The following is a 26353-nucleotide window of genomic DNA, read 5'->3' as shown; positions in this document are numbered from 1 at the left end:
GGCTCAGCGCGCCTAGATGCGATCGAGGATGGCCAGGCTCTCTAGGTGTGGCGTCTGGGGGAACATGTCGTAGCCACGTAGCTCGGCCAGGCGAAAGCCCTTGAGCAGCACCGGGATATCCACCACCTGCGTGATCGGGTTGCACGAGACGTAGACCAGGCGCTTGGGCGCGATGCGCACCAGCTCGCGGCACACATCCTCGCCCAGGCCGATGCGCGGCGGGTCGACCACCACCACATCGAAGGCCCCGGGCACCTGATCCTTCAGGTAGGCCAGGGTGTCGGCGTGCACCGCCTGCACGTTGGCCACGCCGTTCTGCTGGATGTTGCGCTGGGCCAGGGCCGAGCTTTCGCCGAACTCCTCCACCGTCACCACACGGCTGGCACTGTCGGCCAGGTGCAGCGAGATGGTGCCCACACCGCCGTACAGATCGGCCACCGAGGGCAGGCCCGCGCCCAGATCGCAGGCGGCGGCTACATCATCCAGCAGCGGCCCGAGCAGGAAGATATTGTTCTGGAAGAAGGTGTTGGGGCCAATATCGAGCGAGCGCTGGCCCACCTGCATGGGCAGCAGCTCCTGGCCCCAGTGCTGGATGGAATCGCCCCACGAGAGATCGGTCAGGCGGTCGTTGAGCAGCCAGTGGAAGCTGACCACGTGCTCCTGGGCCAGCGCCACCTGGGCCAGCTGCTCCATCTCGGCGGCGTGCTCGCGCGAGGCGGTGACGACGGCCAGCATCAGGGTGCCCTGGGGGCTGCGACGCACCACAAAGTAGCGGGTGAAGCCCTGGTGCGAGCGCAGGTTGTAGTCGCGCAGGCCCAGCTCGACCGAGCGGTCGTACACAGCGCGGATGGCCGCGAACGAGGAGGGCGGGATGAGGTGGCACTCGCTGAGGTCGACCACCCAGTTGAACTTACCGCTGCGGCGCAGGCCCATGCGCCAGCGGTTGGCGGCGTAGTCCATGCGGGTGCGGTAGCCGAACGGCTCGGGCGAGGCCACCACGGCCAGCGGCTCGGGGGCTAGGCCGGGCAGGGCCTCATCCCAGATCTGCTGGAGCGCGCGGGTCTTCACGGCCAGCTGGGCCTCGTAGGCGCGGTCTTGGAAGGCGCAGCCGCCGCACTCATCGGCGTGCTGGCAGCGCATGGGGGTCGGCTCGGTCTCGCGCACCGCGCCGATCACAAACTGCTTGAGGGCTTTATTGGAAAGGATCATGCCGTGTTATCCACCTAGGTCTTCATCTTCAACAGCGCGGCGCATGTGGCCGAGCAGGGCAGCGCGGCGGGCGGCGGCCAGGGCGGCGGGCGGCAGCGGCGCGGCGGGGTAGCGCGCCCCGCCGCCGCGATCCTCCACTAGGCCCTTGGCCAGGTCGATCCGCACCAGCGCGCCATGGGGCAGGGCGCTGGCGGCCTGGGGCGCGGCCAGCACAGGCAGGCCATAGGCCCCCGCCGCCTGGCCAAACGCTGGGTCGGCCTCGGCGCAGATCGCTGCGGCCACGCCCAGCGCCTGCAGCGCCAGCACGGCCAGCTCGGCATCCGCGCCATGGCCCAGCGCGCCGCCCACCAGCAGCACGCCGCCCTCGGCCAGCGCATCGCCCGCAGCCGGGTCGGCCTGGGCCAGGCATGCCGCCGCCAGCTCGGCGGGGTCGGCCTGGGCCATGGCGGGCGGCACCACCTGGGCGCTTGAGATCGCGCCGTCTATTCGGTATATTGTCCCATAGAGCACCATTCCGGCTAGTATACCATGGCGCTCGTCCCGCCCCGCCCGACGCAGCCGCTCAGCCAGGGCTTCTGCGCTCTCAGCAGACCGGAGATTCTTCTACCACCAAGGCTCCAAGGCACCAATGGGACAAAAGGGAACGAATACCACGAAGGCACGAAGGCGCGAAGGGAAAAGGCAAACAGTCGCATAGGCCCCAGCCGATCAGAAGGAGCAAGCGAAATGAACAGCGACCCAACATGCTGGCAGATCAAAGGCCAGGAGACGATACGCGAGCTGAAGGAGCTGATGGGGATCACCGACGAGGATGCGACCACGCTGGCGGCGGCGCGGGGCGCGGCGGCCCAGCAGGCCGCGCCGCTGGCCGTGGCGCTCTACGGGCGGCTGGCGCAGCACGCCCCCTCCGCCGAGTTCCTAGGCCAGGTGGCGCGCGACGACATGCTGCGTCAGCTGACGCTCTGGTTTATCGACCTGTTCAGCGGCAGCTACGACGGTGCCCACGCCCAGCGGCGGCTGGATTTGGGCGCGGCATTCGTGCGTGCCGGGCTGCCGGTGCGCTACCCGCTGGCGCTGGTGGATGTGGCCATGCAGTATGGTGATCTGGCGGCGCAGCAGTGCCCCGACCCAGCCAAGGTGCTGGGCAGCTTCCGCAGGGCGCTCACGCTCGATGTGGCCCTGCTCAACCAGGCCTGCGAGGAAACCCAGCTTGGGCACCTAGCCGAGATGGTGGGCGGCGAGCGCCTGGCGCGGCGCGTGGTGATGGGGGGCGTCTAGCAGCGCGCGGGGCACCCTCGGCGGGAATATCCCTCACACGTATGTAGCACTGTAGTAGATAGCGTCCGGCTCCAATACCTAGGCACTATCCGTTTATACTGGTGCAGCCCCCAAGCAAAGGAGAAACGCATCATCGTGCCCACGGAGCCGTCAACAACTATGTCGGTTGGTACGCAGTTTGCTAGCAGTGTGGCATGTGATCGATCAAACCGTGCCTCGGAACCACGCCATCCCCGCCGCACCGCGATCACAGCGAGTATCCGCATCCTGAACCATGCGAGGTCTACTCTGGAAACAACACGCTCCGATGAGGTCACACAGCGCCCGTGGCGACAGGCCATCGAGGTGCTGGCGACCGGCGGCAGCATTGGCATCGCGGTGGTGCTCGCCCGGCTGTTCAGCACGCCGGGCACCACGATGCAATGGGTGGCCTTTGGCCTCGCCGCGCTCACGATCACGATCTTCCACTGCATCTTACGCCAGGGCATGCGCCAGCGCTGGGCCGCGATCCTGGGCCAGCTGATGGCCCACCAGCGCCGATCGCGGGTGTTCGAGCGCTTCGCCAACGAGGCCAACGCCAGCTGGATGGGGCTGCGCGACCCGCTCGACCTGGGCGAGCCGCTGAAGCCCAGCCACGAGGCACTTGTCCCCCGCTAGGCCGCTAGGATGCGGCAGAGGAATGCAGCGCGGCATTCCACACCCCTTCTCCCCCCAATGCTCTGAGAGACGAATCGAATACCACGAAGACGCGAAGGCACGAAGATTCTTTACCGCCAAGACGCGAAGATCTTTTACCACCAAGACTCCAAGACTCCAAGAAACACAAGAAGAATGTGGAGCGAAAAGGCGAGGCGTCTTTCTTCTCGTCGTGCCTTAGAGTCTTCGTGGTGAAAATGGTTCTCTCGTGTGGTGAAAATAGTTCTCCCGCGTGGTGATGCGGCTTGCCTATGCTATAATAGCACGGCTGTTCCCGTGGGCCATGGATGGCGCGGTGCCGTGCGGCATACGCCAAACGCGGCTGCGAGTGAGAAAGGCGCGAGGATGAGCGCTGCCGAAGAGCTTGGGCAGATCGCATCGGAGGTGCGGGGCTGCACGCAGTGCAAGCTGCACCAGACGGCAAACAAGGGCGTGCCTGGGGAAGGCCCAGCCGACGCCAAGATCATGTTTATCGGCGAGGCCCCTGGCTTCAACGAGGATCGGCAGGGCCGCCCGTTTGTGGGCGCGGCGGGCCAGTTTCTCGAAGAGCTGCTGGGGCTGGCCGGGCTGCGGCGCAGGGATGTGTTCATCACCAATGTGGTGAAGCATCGCCCGCCGAACAACCGCGACCCTGAGCCGGACGAGATCGCGCCGTGCGCGCTCTTCCTGGAGCGACAGATCGCCGCGCTGAACCCCAGCGTGATCGTCACGCTCGGTCGGTTCTCCATGGCCAGGTGGTTCCCGAACGAGCGGATCACGCGCATCCACGGCAAGCCCAAGAAGGCGGGCGGGCGGCTGATCGTGCCGATGATGCACCCCGCCGCCGCGCTGCACCAGCCGCAGAACCGCCAGCTGATCGAGGACGACTTCCGCAGGCTGCCCGAGTTCTTGGCCTACGCCGAGCGCATGGCCGAGCAGCAGGCCGCCGCAGCCGCCGAGGCCGCAGCGCAGCAGGCCGCCACCGAGGCCACCCGCGACGACCCGCCGATGGAGCAGCTCTCGATGTTCTAGCACGCTGGCGGCGGGGCCACGGCCCGCGCCGCCGCGCACACCACGCCATGCACACCTACCGCATAACTGCCGCTGGCCGCCGCATGCTGCTGGCCTATATCGTGGGCGCGCTGATCATCTGGGCGCTGGCCTTCTGGTCGCTGCGCGACACCCTGGGGGCCATGGCCACCGAGGGCTGGTTTGGCGGGCCGCAGGGGCTGGGCATCAGCCAGCTCGCGCCCGCGCTGCTGATGCTGGGCGCGGTGGTGGCGGTGCCGGTGGTGCTGTGGGGCACCCTGGCCGAGTACGACGCCCGCCTCTGGCTGGCCGAGGATGGCCTGCGCTACCAGAGCATGGGCATCGCCCACACCTTCCCCTGGGCCGACATGCGCGAGATCGCCCGCTCGGCGCAGCGCGACACCATCCTGCTGCGGCGCGACACCACCGCCGACATCGCCAGCCCGGCGGCGCGGCTGCTGCTGCGGCTGGCCTTGGGCAAGGGCCGCCTGCCGCTGCCGCGCGAGCTGGACGGCCACGAGCGGCTGGTAGAGGCCATCGAGCAGCAGATCGAGCAGCGCGCCTAACAGCTAATATAGCAACACAAGGCCCCTGGGCATATGCCCAGGGGCCTTGCTGCGCTGCCGGGGTGCTACTCGCCCCAGAGCAGCGCTGCGATCTGCGGGGTGAGCGTGATCGAGCGCCCGCCACGGCTGAGCGTGGTGCCGAAGGCGGGCGAGCTGCCCGAGACATCGAAGCGCTCGCCAGGAACCAGGCCGCCCTCCTGCAGGTAGCGCATCAGGTCGGTGTCCTCCTCGGCCTCCTCGGCGATGCGGCGGATGGTGAAGGTGTGGCCGACCTCGGCCTGGATCAGCCGGTGGGTGCCGCCGGGCAGGCTGCCGGTGCCTGGGATGGGGTTGCCGTGCGGGCAGGTGGTCACGCCGCTCACCAGCGCCTCGATCCGCTCCTCCATCAGCGGCGAGAGCGCTGGCTCCAGCCGCACCGCCTCCTCGTGGATGGCGTGCCAGGGAATACCCATCACATCCACCAAAAAGCGCTCTAGGATGCGATGTCGCCGCACCACGTTCTCGGCCACCTCGAAGCCCTCGGGGGTGAGCTTGATCTCGCCGCGCGCATCGCGGGTGATGTAGTGCTTGTCCTCCATGCGCTTGAGGATGTTGGTGACGGTGGGCGGCGTGACCCGCATCCACTCGGCCAGCCGCGCCGCGATCACTGGCTCGCTGCGGGTCGAGAGGTAGTAGATCACCTCTAGGTACTCGCGCATCTTTTCGGTCGGGCCATCTTGCCCCTGGCGCTTGCGCGCCTCGATATGTGGCATAGAGCTGCTCATGGTGTCTTCCTTCTGCACTGGGCGCGGGAGAGGGCAAGAGGGCTGGACTCGCCTGGGCGTAGGTTGGTTTTGGTATCGTAATATAAAATAGTAATTTGTTGACAAATAGCCGATATTAAAATATACTAACCCCGGCTTGAACGGTTCCCAAAGTCATCCACGATGGAGAGCAGGATGCAGATCCTGCCCATTATAGCCCGCCCACTAGGGCCACGCAAGCAGCGCTGGCTTAGTTTTCTGCGCCCATATTCCCAACGAGGAGCTTTCCGATGCGTCGCCTTCTGCCCTTCGCCCTTTCTGGCTTGGTGCTGCTGAGCGCGTGCGGCTCGACGCCGCAGGCCGCAGCGCCCGCCACCGCAGCGCCCGCCGCCGAGGCTACCACGCCCGCCACCGCAGCGCCCGCCACCGCACCCGCCGCCGAGGCCACCGCAGCGCCCGCCGCCGAGGCTACCATGCCCGCCGCCACCACAGCAGCTGCGCAGGCCGACCTGACCACGGTAAAAGCCTACCTGCTGGACAACGTGGCCAAGCTCAAGGGCAGCACCGCCGAGCTGGTGACGGCCAGCAGCGCCTACTACGACATGGCCAAGGCCGCCAACTTCGACTACGCGGCGCTGTGGAAGGCCGACCCCAAGGCCACACAGGCTGCCGTGGAGAAGGCCCGCGATGCCTGGAAGCTGGCCAGCCCCGGCTACGAGAAGATCGAAGGCCTGGTGGCGGGCGTGCCTACCCTGGCCGACTACGACGTGATCCTCGACGCCGGAGCCTCGGCGGAGGAGGGCGGCGATAGCGTTGTGCCCTTCGACCTGAGCCTGCCCGACGGGCGCACGCTGGCCAAGCCCGGCAACCTGTTCGGCGTGACCGAGAAGAGCCTGTGGGGCACTGAGAAGGCCTACACCGCCCCCGCCGAGGCCGACTTCGACGGCGACGGCAAGATAACCTTTGGCGAGGCGCTGCCCGACGCCAATGTGCTGAAGGCTGGGGCCGAGGCGCTCGACCGCTACACCGGCGAGCTGTCGGTGGCCGCGCAGAACTGGCAGCCCAGCGAGTCCGATGCCTTCACGGCGCTGGTGGTGATGGTGCCGACCATGAACGAGTACTTCGAGTCGTGGAAGAACTCGCGCTTTGTGGCGGGCGATGCCTCGACCCAGGGCGACTTCGTGGCGATCTCGCGCCTGGCCGACATGCAGGACATCCTCTCGGGCCTGGAGGTGGTGTACGGCGGCATCAGCCCGCTGGTCGACACCGTGGATGCCGCCCAGAGCAAGCAGATCGGCAGCGACCTAACGGGCCTGCGTAGCTTCATCGCCGACATCTACACCAAGGAGCAGGGCGGCCAGAAGTTCACCGCCGAGGACGCCGACCTGCTAGGGGCCGAGGCCCAGAACCGCGCCACTGCGATCACCGGCCAGATCAGCCAGGTGGCCGCCAAGCTGAACGTGTCCATCCAAGAGTAGCTCGAACTGCCGCGATGCCTGGGCCAGCGCCGATCTCACGGCGCTGGCCTCTGGCGTTCTACCAGATCTGCGAGGGCTGGAGTATGTTTCGCCGTATCTTCCCTATCATCCTCGGGCTGCTGCTGGCGGCCCTGATCGCGCCCGCCCTGGCGGCAGCGCAGGCCGCCACGCCCGCCGCCAGCGCCGAGCAGGTGCGCAGCGCGCTGGTGCAGGCCCAGATCCACATGGCCAGCGACGCCACCGCCGCGCGTGAGCTGCTGGCCCAGGCCCAGACCACCTACCAGGGCGCGCTGGCCAGCGCCATGCCCGCCGAGGCCGCGCAGCGCATCGACACGGCGTTTGGCGAGGCGGGCCGCGCCCTCGCGGCGGGCGACAGCGCCGCCTTCGCGGTGGCGCGCGCGCGGATCTGGACCGGGCTGCTGGCCGGGGGCTACGCCCAGGTCGAGCAGGCCGTGGCCAAGGGCGATGCGGCGACCGCCCAGCGCTGGCTGCCGCTGCGCGAGTTCCGCCACGCCACCCGCTTCTCGCGCCCCGACGCCGACGCCACCAAGGCCATCGACGGGCTGGCCACGGGCACCGTGAGCCAGGCCGACGCCCAGGCCGCCCTGCGCGCCGACCTGCTGGACACCTACCAGGCCCGCCTCACCGAGGCCCTGCACGACACCACCACCGCCCAGCAGCAGGGCTTCGCCGCGCGCCGCGCCGAGGCCGCCGCCCTGGCCGAGGGCTACTTCGCGCTGCTGGCCCCGGCCTACGCCGAGCAGCGCGGCCAGCAGCCGCTGGCCCAGGCCCAGGCCGCTCTGGCCGCGCTGGTGGCCGCCAAGGGCGAGGCCAACGCCGCCGCGCTGGCTCAGGTCGAGCAGGCGCTGCAGGGCTTCCGCGCCGCCCCGCTGAGCGCCGAGGAGCAGGAGCGCCGCGCCGGGCAGATGCTGCGCTTCCTCAGCCTGGTGCCGGTGGAGTACAAGCGCGGCGTGAGCGGCAACACTGTGACCACCGACCTAGAGATCCGCGAGGCCGTGACCTTCCACGAGGGTGCGGCGGCGGCCTTCGCCGACCTGCGCAGCCTGCTGGATGCCCGCGACCCGGCGCTGGCCGCCCAGGCCGCCGCCCAGTTCGCCACCGTCGAGGACATGCTAGCCAAGGCCAGCGCCCGCAGCGCCGTGGCCAGCGGCCCCCAGCTGCAGCAGGCCACCGACGCCCTGCTGGCCACCCTGCAGCAGGCCATGCCGCCCGAGTGGCAGCAGCGCAGCAGCGCGGGCGACTTCGACGTGATCGACTCGATGCTCGACCAGATGGAGGCGGCGGTGGCGGCGGGCCAGTACGACCTGGCCGAGTCGGCGCGGCTTGAGGCCTACGCGGTGCTGGAGAGCGGCCCCGAGGCCAAGCTGGTGGTGTTCGCGCCCGAGATGAAGCAGCCGATCGAGGAGCTGTTCTGGTACGGCGTGGGCGAGCAGAAGGGCCTGGCCAGCCTGATCGCCAAGAGCGCCACCGCAGGCGAGATCAAGGCCAGCCGCAAGGCGCTGGACGCCCAGCTGGCCCAGGCCAAGGTCGCGATCAGCGGCCAGAACGCGCCGGTGGCGGTCGCATCCAACGCCGCGATCATCGTGTTCCGCGAGGGCCTAGAGGCCGTGCTCATCCTGGCCTCGCTGATGGGCAGCTTGAAGACCGCCGAGATGCGCCGCTACCGCATGCCCATGTGGGTGGGCGCGGCTCTAGCCTTCGGCTTCACGGCGCTCACCTGGGTTATGTCGCACACCCTGCTGAACGCGCTGCTGCAGTACGGCATCAACTCCGAGATGCTGGAGGTGATCGTCTCGCTGATCGCGATCGGCGTACTGCTGCTGATCACCAACTGGTTCTTCCACCAGGTCTACTGGACGGGCTGGATGGCCAATTTCCACCAGCAGAAGCGCCGGATCGTGGGCGGCGAGGCCGGGAAGTGGATCGGTCTAGGCGTGCTGGGCTTCTCCAGCATCTACCGCGAGGGCTTCGAGACCGTGCTGTTCCTGCAGGCCCTGGTGCTGGAGAGCACCACGGCGGTGGTGCTGGGCGGCGTGGCGGTGGGCCTCGCGGCCACGCTAGCCGTGGGCGTGCTGGTGTTCTTCGTGCAGGCCAAGCTGCCCCACAAGCGCATGCTGATCGTGACCGGCGTGATGATCGGCGCGGTGCTGCTGCAGATGGTGGGCAAGACGGTGCACGTGATGCAGGTGATCGGCTGGGTGCCCACCAACCCCATCCGCGAGATCGCGGGGGCGCTGCCCTACTGGGCGGGCATGTGGTTCGGCATCTACGCCACCTGGGAGGGCATCATCCTGCAGTTCGCCGCCGCTGCCTTCGTGATCGGCAGCTTCTTCCTGGCCGAGGGCCAGAAGCACAAGAAGCCCGCGCCCAAGGCGCAGGAGCCAGCGGCCCAGCAGGCCCCGGCCAGCTCCACCAGCACGCAGGGCACCGACTAGGCCCTGGCGCACACCCTAGCCCTCGCGGCAATAGCCCGGCCATATGGCTGGGCTATTGCTTTACACGCGCTTAATGCAGCGTTCACAGCTATTTAGTTTTTAGCCCGCATAATTCCAGCGCAATACCTTTTGCCTCACAAAACATCTCTTCAGGCCGTGCTATAATCGCGCGGTCTTCCCACCCTTGGTAGAGAGAGGATACTATGGCGAACATCTCGCGACGCGCATTCCTCAAGCGCGTGGTCGTCGGCGCTGGCACGCTCACCCTGTACGCAAATGGCGGCTTCCAGTTCACCAACGCGCTCGCAGCCGCGCCGGTGTACAAGCTGCGCATCCTGCACACCAACGACCACCACTCGCACATCGAGCCGGTGAGCGACAGCTACAAGCACGGCGGCGTCTCGCGGCGGCAGACCTACATCGCCAGCGTGCGCGCGGCCCAGCAGGCCGCCAAGGGTGGCAGCGACCCCTACGACCTGCTGCTGGTGGATGCGGGCGACTACTTCCAAGGCTCGCTCTACTACAGCCAGTACAAGGGCTACGCCGACCTCGACTTCTACCGCCGGATGGGCTACCAGGTGGGCACGATCGGCAACCACGAGTTCGACGACGGCAACGCCAACCTGGCCAAGTTCATCCATGGTGCGGCCACCGGCACCTACCCCGACGTGCCCGCCGGAGCGCCCGTGCTGGGCGGCACCAGCTTCCCAATCATCAGCGCCAACATCGACGTGCCCGCTGGCGACCCGCTTGCGGGCCTGATCCAGCCGAACACGGTCATCGCGCTGAGCGACACCGGCAGCGAGCAGAAGATCGGCCTCTTCGGCCTGACCACGCCCGAGACCACCGAGATCAGCAGCCCGGGCGCGGGCACCACCTTCGCCGACCCTGTGGCCCGCGCCACGGCCCAGGTGGCGGAGCTGCAGCCGATCGTGGGCGCGAAGATCATCGCGCTGACCCACCTGGGCTACGGCGTGGATGTGGAGCTTGCCAAGAACACCTCGGGCATCGCGCTGATCATCGGCGGGCACAGCCACACGCCGCTGGGCGGCCAGCCCAACGCCCAGGGCGACTACCCCACCGTCGTCACCAACGCCGCAGGCAAGCCCGTGCTGGTGCTGACCGACTGGGAGTATGGCCGCTGGTGCGGCGATATCGTGGTCGGCTTCGACGCCGACGGCAACGTCTCGACCGTCACATCCTCGCCCACCGAGATGCAGGCCGACAATACCAAAGAGGGCTACATCGAGCCGGATGCGGATTTCGAGACGCTGATCGGCACCGAGACCACCGGCTACAAGAAGCAGATCGCCGAGGTTTCGGCCCGTGCCGTGGGCAAGAGCGAGATCGCGCTGGATGGCGTGACCGCCAACGTGCGCAGCCGCGAGACCAACCTGGCCAACCTGCTGACCGACGCCGTGCTGGCCAAGGTGGCCGAGGACGCGGCCAAGGTCGCCTATCCCAAGGTGGTGATCACCAACGGCGGCGGCATCCGCGCCAGCATCGCGGCGGGCGACATCAACTACGGCAACGTGCTGAGCGTGCTGCCCTTCGGCAACACCATCGCCCGCACCGACATCACCGGCGCGCAGCTGCTGGCGGCGCTGGAGAACGGCCTGGGCTATGTGGGCGGCGCATCCAACACCGGGCGCTTCCCGCAGGTGGCCGGGCTGCGCTACAGCTTCACCACCAGCCGCCCGGCGGGCAGCCGCGTGCTGAGCGTGGAGATCAAGACCGCCGACGGCTATGTGGCGCTGGATGCGGCGGCGACCTACCGCGTCTACACCAACAACTACATGCTCACCGGCGGCGACGGCTACACCGCCTTCACCGAGGGCAGCAACAAGCTGGACATCGGCTTCGTGCTGGCCGACGCGCTGGCCGAGCACATCGCCGCGCTGAGCGCCGACGGCGGCGCGGTGGCCGACGCCGACATCACCGGAGGGCGCATCGCGCGCAGCTACCTGACCTGGATTCCGATCGTCGAGACCGTGCAGTAGCCCACACGCGGCAGCGCCCCTCCCCGAACGCTCGGGGAGGGGTGCTTTTTGTGTTGGGGGTGGGCAGGACAAAGGCCAGCATCGGCCACATATCTGCTGCGCCATGGGCGTCGGCGGTAGCGTGAGGACATCACCACGCTGCGTTCGCCGGGTGCAATCAGCAGGGAGGGTGCAGGTTTTTTAGGAGAAGGAGCTAATCTTATCTCACCAACTAGGTACTCGGAAAGTCAATCTCTTCCCTGACAATATCACTTCCTCGCCAATTTTCCACACCCGTATAAAAGCGATAGATATTCTGGATACTCTGGATACCGGGCCGGAAACCTATTGATATCGGCATCCCAACAATCTGTATACTGACAGAATCGTCAATAAAGAACAAGCAGCTATGGGCAATCATATGCTGCTGTAAAAATTCGCGTATCGCTAGTAAATGTGTAGTACGGATAAGATCATACCAATGAATATCAAATGTCTCTAACCATGTCTGTTGCTCGTATTCCTCAAAAAACAAGATCTTAATCTTGAGCAACTGGTCGTTCTCAAAGGTACACTCAAAATTCTCAAAAGTAAATAGTGTGTAGGGCGGTTATATAGGTTTTAAATAAAAATCAGTTTCGCCAAAACAACTACATCAAAATTGGTGGTATAAGTACAAACGATTGTGCTCCGCGAAAAAAGAGGAGGTTATCTAAACCCTCTTCTATAGTTTCGCTAACTCTTTCATAAACACTAAAATCAGTTATATATAATCTCCCCTGAGAGTCCACATATATTGGTCTAGATACCCACATACCAATGGCATAAACTTGCAAATCATTTGCTACTGCCCAAGGTTGTATACTATGTAATGTACCTAAACCTTCACCGGCATGAAAATCTATAGCGGTATGTAATCCCAAACGAGGCTCTATTTTCAACCCGTGCAAGTTTCTTAAGAATTTTTCAGCAACATCAAATATTTGGAAACCCTCTTCAGATAATTTATCAATAAATGTTGTAATATCGACAGAACGTTCTGGCGACCATCCATAATTAACAAAAACACGACTAACTCTTTCCGACAAATTAATCATAAAGCCTCCAAGGAATATATTCCACATATACTATAAAATATACAATCAATAGCTGCCTATTTTATAGTATATGTCTTTCTAAAATTCTAGATAGAATATTATATCAAAATAGTATCTGTCTAGAGTATCTTAATTGTATAGACAAAAATCACAAGCGATCAACACCTCGAATACCCAACATAGGCAAAACAATAGAGCAGTTTGCCTCACATGGTGCAGCCAGTGTCAGATGCTTAGGATTCTCTACATTACTACGGACAAACACTGAGACTATAGTCGATCCTACTAAATCGTCTAAGCTATATCCTTTATCCATAGCTATACTTATAGCTCTTGCTTCGCCACAAGCTCCTGCTGTGGCATCCTTACACGGATTATTTTGGTAAATTTTCATCACCTCATCCCGAATAGGATATCTATCTAGCCGATTACTTCCTGCATAAAATAGCTCGCCATCAGGGGCTTGTAGAACAGTATATACACCATTCTCTTGCGATCTATTGCTTTTAGGTGCTCTCGCTCTTACTAGATCAAAAAGTTCCTGATCAGATCGAAGTGGGCAACCGGCATTATGCACGAGCGCCCGCTCGACGCCCACGAAGAAGGTGTGTGCGGTTGCGACGGTGAGATTGTACATCATCTGCGGCTGGGCATCCAGCCACAGCACCAGGGTCAGGGCGTAGCTGCCGTCGGCGCGGCGCACGTGCGCGCCATCCCACAGGTCGCCAGCATTCACCCAGCCGCGCTCCAGGGTGTAAAACGGGTGCTCGGGCGTGGTCTCCACGTGCTCGCCGCCCACGCTCAGGTGGACCTGGGCCGCGTCGGTGTGCAGCATCACGGCGGTCACGGTGTAGTAGCCGGTGGAGCGCGTGGTCGCATCCCAGGCCAGCACCAGCTCGCCCACCGCAATCGTGCTGATCGGGCGCAGGCCCGGGGAGGGGCACTGTTGTGTTTGGGGGTGGGTGTTGGTATGAATCCTTCCGCTGGATTAGGTACTACCTAATCCTCACCCTCGCTATGCGCCCAGGGCGTCGATCTGCTGCCAGGTGCGCTGGCCGGTGCGCTGGTGGCTCAGCATCTCGCGGAAGGGCTGCGGCAGGAGCGCGGCGATGCGCGGGCGCACGCGCCAGATGTGGCACCGGCCAATCACCACATCGGCGCGGGCCAGCAGCAGCAGGCCGCACATCCACCGCAGCGGCTCGCTGGCCGAGAGCAGCGGGAACAGCCCGCCCGTGTGGAGCGTCTCCGGCGCGGGGAGCGGGTGCAGCATAACCTGCTGACCTGGGTAGAGCAGTCCGCCCTCGCTATTCAGATGGCCGCGTACCCAGTGGCTGACTTGGCCCGAAGGCTTGGTGTATCGCGTAATTTCCCATGGCACGGCCAGCGGCGCATCTGTGTAAAAGCGCTGCTTCCCCCAGGCGATGCCGCCACGGTCAGTCTTCAGCACCAGCGAGACCAGCAGCTGCTCGCTGCGGATCGTGGCGCGCAGCAGGTGCTCACCCCTATCCCACGGCGTATCATCGATACCACCGCGCCGCACATCTGCAAGCCATGCGGCAGTGCGGGTCAGCCCAGCGAGCGGCGTATCCCACAGCCATGTGCGCTCCTCGTGGCGGCTCTCAAGCGCGATCCGATCTCTTTTGACCAGGGGTTCGAGCATAGCAGTACTCGCATTCTCATCTACACGCCTATGGCGATGCGCTATTCAGGCGTAGGAGCCTCTACCCTCGCCAGCCCGCCGAGCGCCACAACATCACGCACAAAGGCCTGAGCTGCCTCTTCTGTCTCAAAGGAGAAGCTGACCTCCTGATACGCCAAAACACAATCGAGCATATCCGCCGCCTCTTTCAGGCCTGTGTTCGCACTTTGCCTCAAAAGCTTGATAAAAGATATTTTTTGAATCCCTCTTCCCAGCCATAAACCACAACTTTTGACATATTTCCTCCAAACAGCGCATATGTTTGAAATAAAACCAGGAGAATAATGCGCAGAGCGTGCTGCTATGCTTCCCGCACACCTCACGGAAATTCGATCACCCCGCGAACAAGATCACTTCCCCGCCAATCTGTCATCCCCACATAAAAGCGATAGATATTCTGGATATTCTGGATACCTGGTCGGAAGTTTATTGATATCGGCATTCCAATAATCTGTATACTGACAGAGTCGTCAATAAAGAACAAGCAGCTATGAGCAATCATATGCTGCTGTAAAAATTCGCGCATCGTTAGTAAATGTGTAGCACGGGTGAAATCATACCAACGAATATCAAATGTCTCGAACCATGTCTGTTGCTCGTATTTCTCAAAAAACAAGATTTTGATTTTGAGCAACTGGTCATTCTCAAAGGCACACTCAAAATTCTCAAAACTAAATAATGTATAGGGCGGTAAGGTAGCCCCCTTGGCTTCCCAAAGCTCTGGAAGGATCTGCAATAGTTCTTCCTTGGTGATATTCGCATGCAGGGGACCAAAGCAACCATCGCGTAAAAAGGTGATGAATGCCTGCTCGGCGGCGCTCACAGGTTCGATGGCGGTGCTCCTTTGTGCGAGCCGCGCTCCCACGGGCGCAGCTCGGATGCAAGCCCAGCGCACAGGGCGGCCAGCCCATCGGTGCCAGGCGGTATGGCCAGCGCCGCCAGCACCGCGCGGGCGCGCGGGTAGTCGATATGGCCAAACGAATCGCTCCAGCTCATCAGCAGGCTGCGGAAGATCTCGGCGTGCCATGCATGATCGGGCAGCAGCCGACGGTAGAGCGCATCCTTGAGGGCAAACTCGACCGGGCCGGACACGCTCAACAGCCGACGGGTGGTGCTGGCATCCATCCCATCGCCCGCCAGGGCGGCCCAGGCGGCGGCGCTGCGCGACTGCCGTGCGAAGAAGTCGCACCAGAGCATGTAGCACACCGGCCTCGCCAGCGCCTCATCGTCTATGGCGAGCAGGGCTTGCACTTCTGCCCAGAAGACAGAGCACTGGCTGGGGAGAAGTCATCGTAGTGGAAGACGGCGAGATCCGACAGCCATGCGTAGTCGGGGATGTCGCGGTAGCACGCAAACAGCAGCCGGATCTTGCCCTGCGCATCCAGCTCGGCCTCGGGCGTGGCCCAGACCAGCGCGCCGATCTCCTCGGGCACGGTTGAGGCGTAGGCATAGGGAGGGCCGCGGTAGCCCGTGTGCGGCGCTGCGCGGCGGGCAGCCGCACCCTCGCTGGCGTAGACCTCCTCGCCCAGCATCGCGATAATGGTCTGTCGGTCCATATGTCGTATTTCCTGCCAGAATAGGCGCAGCGGGATCAGCGCCCCGCAGCCGTAGAGCGGTACTGCATGCTGTCGACCAGGCAGCTGCCCACGCCGCACACGATCTGCACCCCGCATGCGGTCTCCAGGCCGGTTTGGTCGCCAAAGGTCAGCAGTGGGTGCTGGCAGTAGGGGATGGCGTGGGTCGCCATGAGTCGCTCGATAGAGGCGCGGGTGTATACCTCGGTCGGCGGCACGTCGAGCGCCAGCCGGGCGGGCGCGGCCAGCATGCCGCCGCGCAGATACAGGCCGATGAAATCGGCCTTGTGCTGCCAGAAGTGGATCGGCACGCCCTGGTACTTGTAGGCCAGCCTGTTATGCGAGATATCCTCGGGAGCGCCGAGGGTCGCCAGCACCACATCGAGACTCATACCGATGCAGATATCGCCCAATACACCGCTGCGTAGAAAATCTTTCAGATAGGCTCGCATATATATTCACATCCTATCATAGAAGCTACCCAACGTATAGATGCATCATTGAGGAATATAGGGCCTATGCGTTCTTGATTCACCGAAGATTTTGAACCACGAAGACGCGAAGGCACGAAGATTTTTTCATCCTTTTTATGAATGTTTGCACCTTTGTGGGGGCGTTCCTTTTGTTCTTGGAGTCTTGGTGGTAAAAGAATTGGCGTTCTGTCGAGAACGCAGAGGCCCTATTGAGGAATGGGGAAGAGCAGAGCCTCGCGTCTTCGCGTCTTCGTGGTATGGTTCTTTTCTTGAGGATAAAGCAGCGGCCCGCAGGCAGAAGCCTGCGGGCCGCGTGTGGCTGGCATGTGCGGTGTGGGGCTAGGGCAGCGGGATGACCGCCGCCACGCGGGTGCCGCGCCCGATCGCGCTCTCGATGCCGAACTCGCCGTTCAGCAGCGACTCGGCCTGCTGGCGCATGGTCGAGATGCCCAGGTTCCGATGTGAGCTATTCTCGCTCATCACCTCGTTCAGCGGGAAGCCGCTGCCGTCGTCCTCCACCGAAACATGGATGGAGCTGCCGGTGTTGTCCACCACCACGCGCACCTGCGAGGCGTTGGCGTGCTTGGAGACATTGGTCAGCGCCTCCTGCACAAAGCGGAAGATCGCGATCTCGTAGTGGGGCGGCAGGCGCGAGTCGAGGTTGGGGGCCATGAAGTTGACGTCGACCTTGTTCTTCTCGGTGTACTGCTGGATGTAGCGGCGCAGCGTAGGCACCAGGCCCAGGTCATCCAGGGTCATGGGGCGCAGCTCAAAGATGAAGCGGCGCACATCCTGCAGCGTGCCGTTGATCGCAGACTTCAGGCCGCTCAGCTCGGCGCGGGCCATCTCGGCGTCGCGGTCGAGCATGCGCTGGCAGATCTCGGCGCGCAGCACCAGGTTGCTCATCGACTGGGCCGGGCCGTCGTGCATCTGCAGCGAGATGCGCAGGCGCTCGTTCTCCTGGGCCTGGATGATGTTGGCGATCATGTCGCTCTCCTCGGAGCGACCCGCGCCGCCGCCCGAGTCTGCGGGGGCGATGCCCTCCAGCGCAGTCGTCAGCTCGAACAGCTGGCTCTGGCGGGCCTTGAGGCTCTGCTGGCGAAACTGCAGCTGCTCCAGCTGGCCGCGCATCATCAGCAGGCGCATCTGCACCTCCTGTGCGGAGGTGTAGAAGTTCTTGATGTCGGCCTTGTTGTACTTATCGATGTTAATCTCAAGATCGCGCAGGCGGTTGGCGACGGTTAGCTCGCGCTGGGCCAGCTTCTCGACCTCGGACTGGGTCTGGCGCAGAAGGGTCTCCAGCTCGGCTAGCTCGCGCCGCGCTTTGTCAAGTTCGGCATTCGCATTCGTGCGCAGTTCTTCGATTGTCGCGTTCGCTTCGCTTGATGGCACGGTGAGTCTCCCGTGGTAGAGGCTGCCAGCACGTTGGCCGCCAGCGGTTTGGCCGTGTATGTCCTGATCAAATTATAGATGCCGCATTAGGTCGCGTCAACAGCGCCTTGATTACAGGGCGGTGTAGGCGGCTACTTGGTGAATCGCATGCGCCACACGTTGATCAGGGCCTCGAAGACGATCCGGCGCGACATCTTCGACTTGCCGACGCGGCGGTCGGGGAAGATGATCGGGATCTCGCCCACGCGGAACCCGGCCTGCACGGCGCGGTAGGCCATCTCGACCTGGAAGGCGTAGCCATTGGAGCGGATGCGGTCGAGCGCGATCGTCTCCAGCACCGTGCGGCGGTAGCAGCGGTAGCCGCCGGTGGCGTCGCTCACGGGCAGGCCCAGGATGAGGCCGGCGTAGATGTTGCCGCCCCGGCTGATGAACTTGCGCACCGCGCCCCAGTCGGTGGTGCCGCCGCCTGCGGTGTAGCGCGAGCCGAGCGCTAGGTCGAAGCGGGTCTCGGCGGCCTCTAGCAGCTTGGGCAGGTAGACGGGGTCGTGCGAGAAGTCGGCGTCCATCTCGAAGATGTACTGCGCGCCCTCGGCCAGCGCGCGCTTGAACCCGGCGATGTAGGCCGTGCCCAGGCCCAGCTTGCCCGAGCGCGAGAGCAGGCCGACGCGCTCGTTCTGCGCGGCCAGGTTGGCCACCAGCGTGCCGGTGCCATCGGGCGAGCCGTCGTCCACCACCAGCACGCGGAAGCGCGGGTTCTCGAGCACGCGGTCGATCAGGGTGGCGATGTTCTCGATCTCGTTATAGGTGGGGATCACAACCGTGCAGTCGGCGGTTGCGGCGGCGTGTGTGCTATTGGTTGATGCCATAGGTTTGCGATCCAGTGTCGCTTTCCAATCAACTACCAGTGGCTGAAATTCTCAACAGACGCTATTATAGGCACGAATGCCAGTTCTCACAAACGGCGCTACGACGTGCGGTGAGATCGGCCCGCCAAACGATGTGCGCTGACCGCGCCGAGGCTGCTCGGGCGGCCCAGACGAGCGGAGACCATGAGCAACATCCCTTCCCCCCGGCCCGCGATCACCCTGGAGCACGTGTGGGTGGCTGCGGTGCTGGCCCTCATCCTGATCGGCCCGCTGGTGACGCCGGTGCCGCCAAACGACCTGTGGTTCCACGTGGCCACCGGCCAGCGCATGGTGGCCGAGGGCGCGGTGCCCGCCACCGACAGCTTCTCGTACACCCGCGCCGGGCAGCCCTTCGCCAACCAGCCCTGGCTGGCCCAGCTGCTGCTCTACGGCCTGAACGCGCTGGGCGGCGTGCCGCTGCTGCTGGTGGCCCACGCGCTGACGCTGCTGCTGGCCTACGGGCTGCTGCTGCGGCTGTGCCTGCGCCGCAGCCCGCGCCTGCGCGTGGTGGTGCCGGTGTTCCTAGCCGCGCTGCCGGTGTCGTTCCCCGACTGGAACATCCGCCCGCAGACCTTCGTCTTCCCGCTGTTCGCCGCCTTCCTGTATGTGCTCACCGCCTATCGGCTGGGCTGGTTCCGCCGCCTGTGGCTGCTGCCGCCGCTGATGGCGCTGTGGGTGAACCTGCACGGCTCGTTCCCGCTGGGCCTGGCGCTGCTGGGCGCCACCTTCGTGGGCACGCTGCTGCGCCGCGACGAGGCGGGCGGGCCGCCGCTGCCGCTGCTGGGCTGGGGCGCGGCCACCGCGCTGGCCACGCTGGCCAACCCCAGCGGCCTGGGCGTGCTGGCCTATGTGCGCAACCTCACCAGCAACAGCGCGGTGACGCAGCTAGTGAGCGAGTGGGCCGCGCCCACCGTGCGCAACCCGGGAGGCCTGATCTTCTTCGCCTTCCTGATCGTGGGCGGACTGGTGCTGATCTATAGCCCGCGCAAGCCCGACCTGACCGACTGGCTGATGGCGCTACCCTTGCTGTGGATGAGCCTGAGCGCCAGCCGCAACACCGTGTGGTTCGCCTTCGTGGCGGTGCCGCTGGTGGTGCGCGCCGCCGCCCGCCCGCTGGCCGAGGACGAGCCAGCGGCGGCGAGCGGCTCGTCGCTGGCCAACGGCGCGATCGTGGCCATGCTGGGGCTGGCGGTGCTGCTGTGCCTGCCCTGGGTGAAGCCGCTGTGGATGGCCGGGCCGCAGGGCCAGCTGCTCAAGCACACGCCGGTGGCGGCGGTGGCCTGGCTGCGCCAGCAGCCCGACAGGCCCCAGCGGCTCTACCACACCGAGGCCTACGGCTCGTACCTCGACTACGCCGCGCCCGAGCAGAAGGTGTTTATCGACACGCGCATCGAGCTGTACCCCTTCGAGCAGTGGGCCGACCACCTGGCGCTCAGCGGCGGCCACGACGTGCAGGCGCTGATCGACAAGTACCAGCTCGACGGCATGCTGCTGAGCAAAGAGCAGCAGGGGCCGCTGATCAAGCAGATGCGCGCCATGCCGGGCTGGCAGCAGCAGTACGAGGATGACGAGGCGATCTACTTCCGCCGCAGGCCCTAGCGCCGCAACCTGCGCGTGCCCCGCCCCGTACCACGAGGCGGGCCATCCATCCCTTTTGTGGCGCGGCCTGGGTGCGCCGCAGCCAAGCAGTGGAGCGAGAGACATGAGCATAGCGATAGACCAGCCGGTGATCGAGGCGCGCGGCCTCCAGAAGCGCTACGGCGACACGCTGGCCGTAAAGGGCGTGGACCTGCAGGTGCGCCCTGGCGAGATCTTCGGCTTCCTGGGGCCAAATGGCGCTGGCAAGACCACCACGATCAAGATGCTGATCGGGCTGCTGCGCCCCAGCGCTGGCGTGGCCAGCATCGGCGGCCACGACATCCAGCGCGAGCCGATCGCCGCCAAATCGCTGATCGGCTATGTGCCCGACCAGCCCTACCTGCCCGAGAAGCTGACCGCCCGCGAGTACCTGACCTTCATCGCCGGGCTGTACCAGATGGACCGCGCCGAGGCGCGGCGGCGTGGCGAGGAGCTGCTGAAGCTGTTCGGGCTGGAAGATCGCGGCGACGAGTTCGTGGGCGGCTTCTCGCACGGCATGCGCCAGAAGACCGCGCTGGCCGGGGCGCTGCTGCACAGCCCGCGCGCCTTCTTCCTCGATGAGCCGACCGTGGGCCTCGACCCGCGCAGCGCCCGCCTGATCAAGGACATCCTGCGCGGCGTGGCCGACCGCGGCACCTCGGTGTTCCTCACCACCCACATCCTGGAGATCGCCGAGCGCATGTGCGACCGCGTGGCCATCATCAGCGGCGGCACCGTGATCGCCACCGGCACCCTGGATGAGCTGCGCGCCGGGAGCGCCGGGGCCAGCCTAGAGGACATCTTCCTCAAGCTCACCGGCGGCGACGAGGAGGCCGAGATCGCGGCGGCGCTAGCCTGACATAGCTACCACTAGGGCTGCTGGACGCCGGGCGTCGCGCCTTGGTGGTAAGAGCAGAGAAACGAATGCTTCATGCGATTGGGGTGATCACGCAGTCCAAGCTGATGGTGCTGCGCAACAATATCTGGCGGGGCGACCTGCGCAAGAAGCTGCGCTGGGGCATGCTGTTCTTGGTGCTGGGCCTGCTGGCCCTCTCGATCTACGGCCTGATGCGCGGGGCGGTCAGCTCGCTGCGCAACGAGTTTTTCCTCGACGCGCTGCGCGAGGCCGCGCAGGAGAACCCGCGCCTGCAGGTGCCCACCACCCTGGCCGAGCTCGACGCCTACCTGGTGGGGCTGCCCAGCACCGCGCTGCTGATCGCGCTGCTGATGATGCTGCTCACCAGCTTCAGCACGGTGCTCTCGTCGCTCTACCTCTCGGGCGACATCGACATGCTGCTGGTCGCGCCGGTGCCCATGCGGGCGGTGTTCGTGGTCAAGTTCTTCGGCGGGCTGTCGTTCCCCTACCTGCTGCTGTTCATGCTGCTGGCCCCGGCGCTGCTGGGCTTCGGCCACGGCATGGGCTACGGCCCAGCCTACTACGTGGCCGCGCTGCTGGCGGTGCTGCTGCTGCCGCTGCTGCCCTTCTCGCTGGGCGCGCTGCTGGTGATGGCGGTGGTGCGCATCATCCCCGCCAAGCGGGCGCGCGAGATCGTGGGTGTGCTGGGCGGCCTGTTCGGCCTGGCATGGTACGCCTTCTCGCAGCTGTCCTACCGATTCAGCCCCAGCAGCGGCGGCGCGCAGATGGTGGGGCTGCTGGGTCGGCTCAACAGCCCGCTGCTGCCCTCGGCCTGGGCCGGGCGGGCCGTGGCGGCGGCGGGCGCGCACCAATGGGCCACCACGCTGGCCTACGGCCTGCCGTTCGCGCTGGTGTCGCTGGGCGGCTTCGCGGCGGCCCTGGTGCTGGGCGAGCGCATCTACTACGCGGGCTGGGCCAACATGTCCTCCGAGAGCGGGCGGGTGCGCCGCCGCGAGCCGCGCGGCCAGGGCGAGCCGCAAGCCCCGCTGGCCATGCGCATCCCAGGCCTGCCCGTGGATGCCGGGGCCATCCTGTTCAAAGACCTGCGGCTGTTCGCCCGCGACCTGCGCAATGTGCAGCAGCTGCTGTTCCCGCTGATGATGAGCGGGTTCTGGATCTACCAGCTGTTCACCAGCAGCCCCACTATCGAGGATGCACCCAGCGCCGTGAACTCGGCGCTCGGCCTGCTCACGCCTGTGGGCATCAGCACCTTTATCTGCCTCACCTTCTCGTCGGCGCTGGGCGGCCCCAACATCAGCCGCGAGGGCAAGGCCTTCTGGATCCTGCGGCTCGCGCCGATCAGCACGCGGCGGCTGCTGCTGGGCAAGTTCGCGCTGGCCTTCCTGCCCTACCCCATCATGGGCACGCTGTTCATCGGCCTGATCTCGTACCTGCAGCACGCCCTGCCGCAGCACGCGCTGGTGGCCTGGCTGATCGTGCAGATCGTGGGCGTGGGTCTGAGCGCGATCACGCTGGGCATCGGCGCATCGTTCCCCAAGTTCGACTGGGAGAAGCCCACCGACCAGAATAGCCTGCAGGCGGGCTGCCTGATGCCGATCTTCTACATCCTCTACCTGGCGCTGGCGCTGGGGGCGATCGTGGGGCTGCCGCTCACCGGCACGCTGCTGCCCGCCTGGGCCTGGCTGCTGGGGCTGCTGGGCTGGGCGCTGGGGCTGGGCCTCACCGCGCTGGTGGCGTGGGGCTTCCTGGGCCTGGGCGCGCGCCAGCTGGACAAGCTGGAGTTCTAGCGGCGGGAAAAGCGGGGCTGCCACGCTGGGGCAGGCCCCGCCGCTGCGGGCGGGATTATGGCCAGCGGCATGGGCGCGGCGGCCTCGCGAATGGGCGAGGCCGCTGGTTCCGCCATACCTTCGCGACCTTCCATCACATCTTCGCGACCTTCCGCCACCCCTTCGCGGCCTTCTGTCATCCCTTCGCGGCCTTCCGTCACACCTTCGCGGCCTTCCATCACATCTTCGCGACCTTCCGCCACCCCTTCGCGGCCTTCCGTCACACCTTCGCGGCCTTCCGTCACACCTTCGCGGCCTTCCGTCACACCTTCGCGGCCTTCCGTCACATCTTCGCGGCCTTCCGTCACACCTTCGCGGTCTTCCATCACATCTTCGCGACCTTCCGTCACACCTTCGCGGCCTTCTGCCATTCTTCACGCCAAATATCACACTATTGTGAGAAAAAACATCGCTTCCTCTATCTCTTTCATCAAGCCACGCTATACCATCGTATGTACATCTATGGTAAGCTTGGGCCATTCCACCAAGCTACTGAAGGAGCTGACATGCGCCTCCACCTTTCACCATGGCCCATCGCCGCCCTGACCGTGGCATGTCTCGGGTTCGCAGGCGTGACCCACGCCGACACCGCCGTGCCGCTGCTGCACCGCCTGGCGGGCAGCGCCAGCGGCGAGCGCGGCTCCGCCGACGGCGTGGCCGACGCCGCCCGCTTCAACTACCCATCGGGCATCAGCCTGAGCGCCGACGCCAGCGTGGCCCTAGTGGCCGACGCGCAAAACAACATCATCCGCCGCGTGGATGTGGCCACCGGCAGCGTCACCACCATCGCGGGCACGGCGGGGCAGCGCGGCTGGAACGACGGCACCGGCCCGGATGCGCAGTTCGCCTACCCATCGGGGGTGGCGCTGGCGGCGGATGCCAGCTTCGCCCTGGTGGCCGACGCCGACAACCGCATCATCCGCCGCGTGGATGTGATCAGCGGCACCGTCACCACCGTCGCGGGCACGCCCGGCGCGGCGGGCAGCGCCGACGGCGTGGGCGCTGCGGCGCGCTTCGCCAGCCCCTCGGCCATCGTGCTGGCGGCGGATGCCAGCTTCGCCCTGGTGGCCGACACCGACAACCACGCCATCCGCCGCATCGACCTGACCAGCGGGGCCGTCACCACCGTGGCAGGCTCGCCGGGCACCTCGGGCAGCGCCGACGGCGTGGGCGCGGCGGCGCGCTTCAGCAGCCCGCGCGGCGTGGCGCTGGCGGCGGATGCTAGCTTCGCCCTGGTGGCCGACAGCGACAACCACACCATCCGCCGCATCGACCTGGCCAGCGGGGCCGTCACCACCGTGGCGGGCACGGCGGGCCAGCCCGGCAGCACCGACGGCACGGCGGCGCTGTTCAACTTCCCGCGCGGCATCGCCATCGCCCCCGACGGCGCGGCGCTCATCGCCGATTTCTCCAACAGCACCATCCGCCGCGTGGATCTGGCCAGCGGCGCGGTCAGCACACTGTTCGGCACGGCGGGCCTGCCGGGCAGCGCCGACGGCGCAGGCAACAGCGCGCTGCTGCGCTTCCCGGCTGGCGTGGCGGCGGCGGGCGAGCGCATCCTGATCGCGGACACCTACAACCACAGCCTGCGCGGCAACGGCGGCAGCATCACCGTCAGCCCGCAGGTCTACCTGCCGATCGTGGCGCGGTAGGAGAAGGCGCGAAGGGAAAGACCGTTTTACCACCAAGGCTCCAAGGCTCCAAGGGAACAAAAAAGGGCGGACGTTATGTCCGCCCTTCGGCGTGTCAATCAGGGAAAAGCCCCATCGCGCCGCCATGCCCGCCATGCACAACACCGACGCGGGGCAGGCCTTGCGCCCGCCCGCCCCGCCCTACTCCTCGATGGTCGTGAACAGGTTATTGAGCGACTCCGCGAAGGTTGGGTGGGCGAAGGTGGCGTCGCGCAGCGCCGTGTAGGGCAGCCCGCCCATCATGGCCAGCTGGATCATCGACATGATCTCGCCGCCCTCCACACCCAGGATGGCGCAGCCCAGGATCTGGCCGCTGTCGGCGTCCACCAGCGCCTTCATCAGCCCGCGCGTCTCGTCGGTCTCCAGCGCGCGCGCCACGCTCGACATGGGCATGGATGCCACCTTGATGCGGCGGCCCTGCTCGCGGGCCTCGCGCTCGGTCAGGCCCACGCGGCCAAGCTGCGGGTCGGTGAACACGGTGTAGGGCACCATGCGGCCATCCGCCGTGGCCTCGCCGCCGTGCAGCATGTTGGCGCGCAGGATCCGGAAGTCGTCGTAGGCGATGTGGGTGAAGGCCGGGCCGCCCTTCACATCGCCGATGGCGTAGACGCCCGGGGCGCTGGTGGCCAGCCGCCCATCGACCGTGATGAACCCGTGCTTGTCGGCCTCGATGCCTGCGGCGGCCAGGTTCAGCGTGTCGGTGTTGGGCACGCGGCCAGCGGCCACCAGCAGGTGCGAGCCATCCACCTCGCGCTCGCCGCCCGAGGCGGTGCGCACCACCACGCGCACCCCGCTGGCCAGCCGCTCCACGCGGGTGGGGCTGGCCCCCAGCAGCACCTGCACCCCATCCTGATGCAGGATGCCCGCCACGGCCTGGGCGATATCGGCATCCTCGCGCGGCAGCAGCTGCGCCCCGCGCTGGATGATCGTCACGTGGCTGCCGAAGCGGCGGAACATCTGGCCGAACTCCAGCGCGATGTAGCCGCCGCCCACCACCACCAGGTGCTCGGGCACGCTGTCCAGCTCCATGATCGAGGTCGAGTCGAGCGCAGGCACCATGTCGGCCCCCGGCACATCCAGCGGCGCTGGCCTGCCGCCCGTACTGATCACGATCTGGTCGGCGGTGAGCGTGGCGGTGCCACCCTCGCGCAGCGCCACCCGCAGCTCTCTCGGCCCGCTGAAGCTGGCGTCGCCCCAGATCACATCCAGGTTCGGGGTGGCGTAGGTCTGGCGCTCGCTGCCGCCCCGGAAGCTGTCGACGATCACGCGCTTGCGCTCGCGCACCCGCACCATGTCGATCGACATGCCGCCCGAGCGCACGCCGTAGTCGGCGCCGCGCCGCGTGAGGTGGGCCACCCTGGCGCTGGCCACCATGGTCTTGGTGGGCGTACATCCCTCGTTTACGCACGTGCCGCCGATGTGGGCGCGCTCCACCAGCGCGGTGCGGTGGCCCGCCCGCGCGAGCGTGGTGGCCAGCGGCCCGCCGCCCTGCCCCGACCCGATCACGATGGTGTGGTAGTGTGTCTCCATGTCCCCTCCTCGTATGGCGCAGACTGCATCCTATGTATAGCACATCTGGGGCCGAGATGGGGATTAGGGATCAGGGGTTAGGGATTGGGGCATAGAGGAGGATAATGATGGCAAGATGGTGATAAAACTGCCCTTTTGCGCACTTCGTATCTTCGCGCCTTCGTGGTATTCGTTCTCCTAATGTCTTGGCGTCTTGGTGGTGAATCAGCCCCTTTCTCCCCTTCGTGCCTTCGCGCCTTCGTGGTATTCGTCCCCGTGT

25 protein-coding genes are annotated in these 26353 nt (G+C 65.6%); 11 read left to right on the top strand and 14 right to left on the bottom strand.

Going from position 1 to position 26353, the window contains the following annotated elements:
- Positions 1–12: 12 nt before the first annotated feature.
- Together rlmD and F8S13_15210 are read right to left on the bottom strand one after the other, a co-directional pair.
- Positions 13–1209 (bottom strand): 23S rRNA (uracil(1939)-C(5))-methyltransferase RlmD, encoded by a 1197-nt coding sequence (rlmD, locus tag F8S13_15215; GenBank protein KAB8142333.1) that lies wholly within the window; start codon positions 1207–1209, stop codon positions 13–15.
- Between the two features lie 6 nt (positions 1210–1215).
- Positions 1216–1722 (bottom strand): hypothetical protein, encoded by a 507-nt coding sequence (locus F8S13_15210; GenBank protein KAB8142332.1) that lies wholly within the window; start codon positions 1720–1722, stop codon positions 1216–1218.
- 15 nt (positions 1723–1737) lie between these two features.
- Between F8S13_15210 and F8S13_15205 the strand changes: the two genes are divergently transcribed.
- The 4 genes from F8S13_15205 to F8S13_15190 all read left to right on the top strand — a co-directional run bounded on the left by F8S13_15205 (position 1738) and on the right by F8S13_15190 (position 4757).
- A complete protein-coding gene (locus F8S13_15205; GenBank protein KAB8142331.1) occupies positions 1738–2487 on the top strand; it encodes a Globin-coupled histidine kinase in 750 nt (249 codons plus the stop codon).
- A gap of 345 nt (positions 2488–2832) precedes the next feature.
- Complete coding sequence (locus tag F8S13_15200) at positions 2833–3144, top strand: hypothetical protein (protein ID KAB8142330.1); 312 nt, start codon at positions 2833–2835, stop codon at positions 3142–3144.
- Between the two features lie 384 nt (positions 3145–3528).
- Positions 3529–4194 carry a uracil-DNA glycosylase gene (locus F8S13_15195; GenBank protein ID KAB8142329.1) on the top strand — a complete coding sequence of 222 codons (666 nt, stop codon included), beginning with the start codon at positions 3529–3531 and terminating at the stop codon, positions 4192–4194.
- 47 nt (positions 4195–4241) lie between these two features.
- On the top strand, positions 4242–4757 hold the full coding sequence (locus tag F8S13_15190; GenBank protein KAB8142328.1) for a hypothetical protein: 516 nt from the start codon (positions 4242–4244) through the stop codon (positions 4755–4757).
- A gap of 65 nt (positions 4758–4822) precedes the next feature.
- Here the strand turns inward: F8S13_15190 and F8S13_15185 are convergent, their stop codons facing one another.
- On the bottom strand, positions 4823–5521 hold the full coding sequence (locus F8S13_15185) for a metal-dependent transcriptional regulator (protein KAB8142327.1): 699 nt from the start codon (positions 5519–5521) through the stop codon (positions 4823–4825).
- A gap of 452 nt (positions 5522–5973) precedes the next feature.
- Between F8S13_15185 and F8S13_15180 the strand changes: the two genes are divergently transcribed.
- The 3 genes from F8S13_15180 (at position 5974) to F8S13_15170 (ending at position 11434) form a co-directional block, all read left to right on the top strand.
- Positions 5974–6978, top strand: coding sequence for an EfeM/EfeO family lipoprotein (locus F8S13_15180; protein ID KAB8142434.1), 1005 nt, complete (start codon positions 5974–5976; stop codon positions 6976–6978).
- Between the two features lie 83 nt (positions 6979–7061).
- Positions 7062–9434, top strand: coding sequence for an iron permease (locus F8S13_15175; GenBank protein ID KAB8142326.1), 2373 nt, complete (start codon positions 7062–7064; stop codon positions 9432–9434).
- Between the two features lie 203 nt (positions 9435–9637).
- Positions 9638–11434, top strand: a complete 1797-nt coding sequence (locus F8S13_15170) for a multifunctional 2',3'-cyclic-nucleotide 2'-phosphodiesterase/5'-nucleotidase/3'-nucleotidase (protein ID KAB8142325.1) — start codon at positions 9638–9640, stop codon at positions 11432–11434.
- Between the two features lie 629 nt (positions 11435–12063).
- Here F8S13_15170 and F8S13_15165 read toward each other — a convergent pair.
- The 9 genes from F8S13_15165 to F8S13_15125 all read right to left on the bottom strand — a co-directional run bounded on the left by F8S13_15165 (position 12064) and on the right by F8S13_15125 (position 18514).
- Positions 12064–12537 carry a hypothetical protein gene (locus tag F8S13_15165; protein ID KAB8142324.1) on the bottom strand — a complete coding sequence of 158 codons (474 nt, stop codon included), beginning with the start codon at positions 12535–12537 and terminating at the stop codon, positions 12064–12066.
- A 121-nt stretch (positions 12538–12658) separates the two neighbouring features.
- The gene (locus tag F8S13_15160) at positions 12659–13486 is read right to left on the bottom strand and encodes a hypothetical protein (protein KAB8142323.1); all 828 of its coding nucleotides are present in this window, start codon (positions 13484–13486) and stop codon (positions 12659–12661) included.
- A 39-nt stretch (positions 13487–13525) separates the two neighbouring features.
- On the bottom strand, positions 13526–14170 hold the full coding sequence (locus tag F8S13_15155) for a hypothetical protein (protein KAB8142322.1): 645 nt from the start codon (positions 14168–14170) through the stop codon (positions 13526–13528).
- A 358-nt stretch (positions 14171–14528) separates the two neighbouring features.
- Positions 14529–15032 (bottom strand): hypothetical protein, encoded by a 504-nt coding sequence (locus F8S13_15150; GenBank protein KAB8142321.1) that lies wholly within the window; start codon positions 15030–15032, stop codon positions 14529–14531.
- A complete protein-coding gene (locus F8S13_15145; GenBank protein ID KAB8142320.1) occupies positions 15029–15406 on the bottom strand; it encodes a hypothetical protein in 378 nt (125 codons plus the stop codon). Before F8S13_15145 ends, F8S13_15150 begins: the two co-directional genes overlap by 4 nt.
- Positions 15407–15438: 32 nt before the next feature.
- The gene (locus F8S13_15140; protein KAB8142319.1) at positions 15439–15765 is read right to left on the bottom strand and encodes a hypothetical protein; all 327 of its coding nucleotides are present in this window, start codon (positions 15763–15765) and stop codon (positions 15439–15441) included.
- A gap of 35 nt (positions 15766–15800) precedes the next feature.
- Positions 15801–16175, bottom strand: coding sequence for a hypothetical protein (locus tag F8S13_15135; protein KAB8142318.1), 375 nt, complete (start codon positions 16173–16175; stop codon positions 15801–15803).
- Positions 16176–16595: 420 nt separating this feature from the next.
- The gene (locus F8S13_15130) at positions 16596–17648 is read right to left on the bottom strand and encodes a sensor histidine kinase (protein ID KAB8142317.1); all 1053 of its coding nucleotides are present in this window, start codon (positions 17646–17648) and stop codon (positions 16596–16598) included.
- Between the two features lie 131 nt (positions 17649–17779).
- Positions 17780–18514, bottom strand: coding sequence for a polyprenol monophosphomannose synthase (locus F8S13_15125; protein ID KAB8142316.1), 735 nt, complete (start codon positions 18512–18514; stop codon positions 17780–17782).
- A gap of 183 nt (positions 18515–18697) precedes the next feature.
- Between F8S13_15125 and F8S13_15120 the strand changes: the two genes are divergently transcribed.
- The 3 genes from F8S13_15120 to F8S13_15110 all read left to right on the top strand — a co-directional run bounded on the left by F8S13_15120 (position 18698) and on the right by F8S13_15110 (position 22834).
- Positions 18698–20152 (top strand): hypothetical protein, encoded by a 1455-nt coding sequence (locus tag F8S13_15120; protein KAB8142315.1) that lies wholly within the window; start codon positions 18698–18700, stop codon positions 20150–20152.
- A gap of 103 nt (positions 20153–20255) precedes the next feature.
- A complete protein-coding gene (locus F8S13_15115) occupies positions 20256–21029 on the top strand; it encodes an ABC transporter ATP-binding protein (protein ID KAB8142314.1) in 774 nt (257 codons plus the stop codon).
- Positions 21030–21094: 65 nt separating this feature from the next.
- Positions 21095–22834 (top strand): hypothetical protein, encoded by a 1740-nt coding sequence (locus F8S13_15110; protein KAB8142313.1) that lies wholly within the window; start codon positions 21095–21097, stop codon positions 22832–22834.
- Here F8S13_15110 and F8S13_15105 read toward each other — a convergent pair.
- Positions 22831–23244, bottom strand: coding sequence for a hypothetical protein (locus tag F8S13_15105; protein KAB8142312.1), 414 nt, complete (start codon positions 23242–23244; stop codon positions 22831–22833). The two genes, F8S13_15110 and F8S13_15105, sit on opposite strands and share 4 nt — an antisense overlap.
- A 135-nt stretch (positions 23245–23379) precedes the next feature.
- Between F8S13_15105 and F8S13_15100 the strand changes: the two genes are divergently transcribed.
- Positions 23380–24525, top strand: a complete 1146-nt coding sequence (locus tag F8S13_15100; GenBank protein KAB8142311.1) for a hypothetical protein — start codon at positions 23380–23382, stop codon at positions 24523–24525.
- A 180-nt stretch (positions 24526–24705) separates the two neighbouring features.
- Here F8S13_15100 and F8S13_15095 read toward each other — a convergent pair whose 3' ends face one another.
- Complete coding sequence (locus F8S13_15095; protein KAB8142310.1) at positions 24706–26094, bottom strand: mercuric reductase; 1389 nt, start codon at positions 26092–26094, stop codon at positions 24706–24708.
- Positions 26095–26353: the final 259 nt, after the last annotated feature.

The sequence above is a fragment of the Chloroflexia bacterium SDU3-3 genome (assembly GCA_009268125.1).
Taxonomy (GTDB): domain Bacteria; phylum Chloroflexota; class Chloroflexia; order Chloroflexales; family Roseiflexaceae; genus SDU3-3.
Note: the sequence above shows the minus strand (reverse complement) of the source record. Positions and strands in the feature narration are given on the sequence as shown.

What these genes read in the sequence shown, in the direction of transcription:
- F8S13_15140 (KAB8142319.1), bottom strand. Translation starts at nt 15,765, where the DNA reads ATGGACCGACAGACCATTATCGCGATGCTGGGCGAGGAGGTCTACGCC.
- F8S13_15155 (KAB8142322.1), bottom strand. Translation starts at nt 14,170, where the DNA reads ATGCTCGAACCCCTGGTCAAAAGAGATCGGATCGCGCTTGAGAGCCGC.
- F8S13_15145 (KAB8142320.1), bottom strand. Translation starts at nt 15,406, where the DNA reads ATGCTCTGGTGCGACTTCTTCGCACGGCAGTCGCGCAGCGCCGCCGCC.
- rlmD (KAB8142333.1), bottom strand. Translation starts at nt 1,209, where the DNA reads ATGATCCTTTCCAATAAAGCCCTCAAGCAGTTTGTGATCGGCGCGGTG.
- F8S13_15205 (KAB8142331.1), top strand. Translation starts at nt 1,738, where the DNA reads ATGGCGCTCGTCCCGCCCCGCCCGACGCAGCCGCTCAGCCAGGGCTTC.
- F8S13_15120 (KAB8142315.1), top strand. Translation starts at nt 18,698, where the DNA reads ATGAGCAACATCCCTTCCCCCCGGCCCGCGATCACCCTGGAGCACGTG.
- F8S13_15100 (KAB8142311.1), top strand. Translation starts at nt 23,380, where the DNA reads ATGCGCCTCCACCTTTCACCATGGCCCATCGCCGCCCTGACCGTGGCA.
- F8S13_15125 (KAB8142316.1), bottom strand. Translation starts at nt 18,514, where the DNA reads ATGGCATCAACCAATAGCACACACGCCGCCGCAACCGCCGACTGCACG.
- F8S13_15095 (KAB8142310.1), bottom strand. Translation starts at nt 26,094, where the DNA reads ATGGAGACACACTACCACACCATCGTGATCGGGTCGGGGCAGGGCGGC.
- F8S13_15175 (KAB8142326.1), top strand. Translation starts at nt 7,062, where the DNA reads ATGTTTCGCCGTATCTTCCCTATCATCCTCGGGCTGCTGCTGGCGGCC.
- F8S13_15110 (KAB8142313.1), top strand. Translation starts at nt 21,095, where the DNA reads ATGCTTCATGCGATTGGGGTGATCACGCAGTCCAAGCTGATGGTGCTG.
- F8S13_15195 (KAB8142329.1), top strand. Translation starts at nt 3,529, where the DNA reads ATGAGCGCTGCCGAAGAGCTTGGGCAGATCGCATCGGAGGTGCGGGGC.
- F8S13_15190 (KAB8142328.1), top strand. Translation starts at nt 4,242, where the DNA reads ATGCACACCTACCGCATAACTGCCGCTGGCCGCCGCATGCTGCTGGCC.
- F8S13_15105 (KAB8142312.1), bottom strand. Translation starts at nt 23,244, where the DNA reads ATGGCAGAAGGCCGCGAAGGTGTGACGGAAGGTCGCGAAGATGTGATG.
- F8S13_15185 (KAB8142327.1), bottom strand. Translation starts at nt 5,521, where the DNA reads ATGAGCAGCTCTATGCCACATATCGAGGCGCGCAAGCGCCAGGGGCAA.
- F8S13_15135 (KAB8142318.1), bottom strand. Translation starts at nt 16,175, where the DNA reads ATGAGTCTCGATGTGGTGCTGGCGACCCTCGGCGCTCCCGAGGATATC.
- F8S13_15210 (KAB8142332.1), bottom strand. Translation starts at nt 1,722, where the DNA reads ATGGTGCTCTATGGGACAATATACCGAATAGACGGCGCGATCTCAAGC.
- F8S13_15180 (KAB8142434.1), top strand. Translation starts at nt 5,974, where the DNA reads ATGCCCGCCGCCACCACAGCAGCTGCGCAGGCCGACCTGACCACGGTA.
- F8S13_15165 (KAB8142324.1), bottom strand. Translation starts at nt 12,537, where the DNA reads ATGTGGAATATATTCCTTGGAGGCTTTATGATTAATTTGTCGGAAAGA.
- F8S13_15170 (KAB8142325.1), top strand. Translation starts at nt 9,638, where the DNA reads ATGGCGAACATCTCGCGACGCGCATTCCTCAAGCGCGTGGTCGTCGGC.
- F8S13_15115 (KAB8142314.1), top strand. Translation starts at nt 20,256, where the DNA reads ATGAGCATAGCGATAGACCAGCCGGTGATCGAGGCGCGCGGCCTCCAG.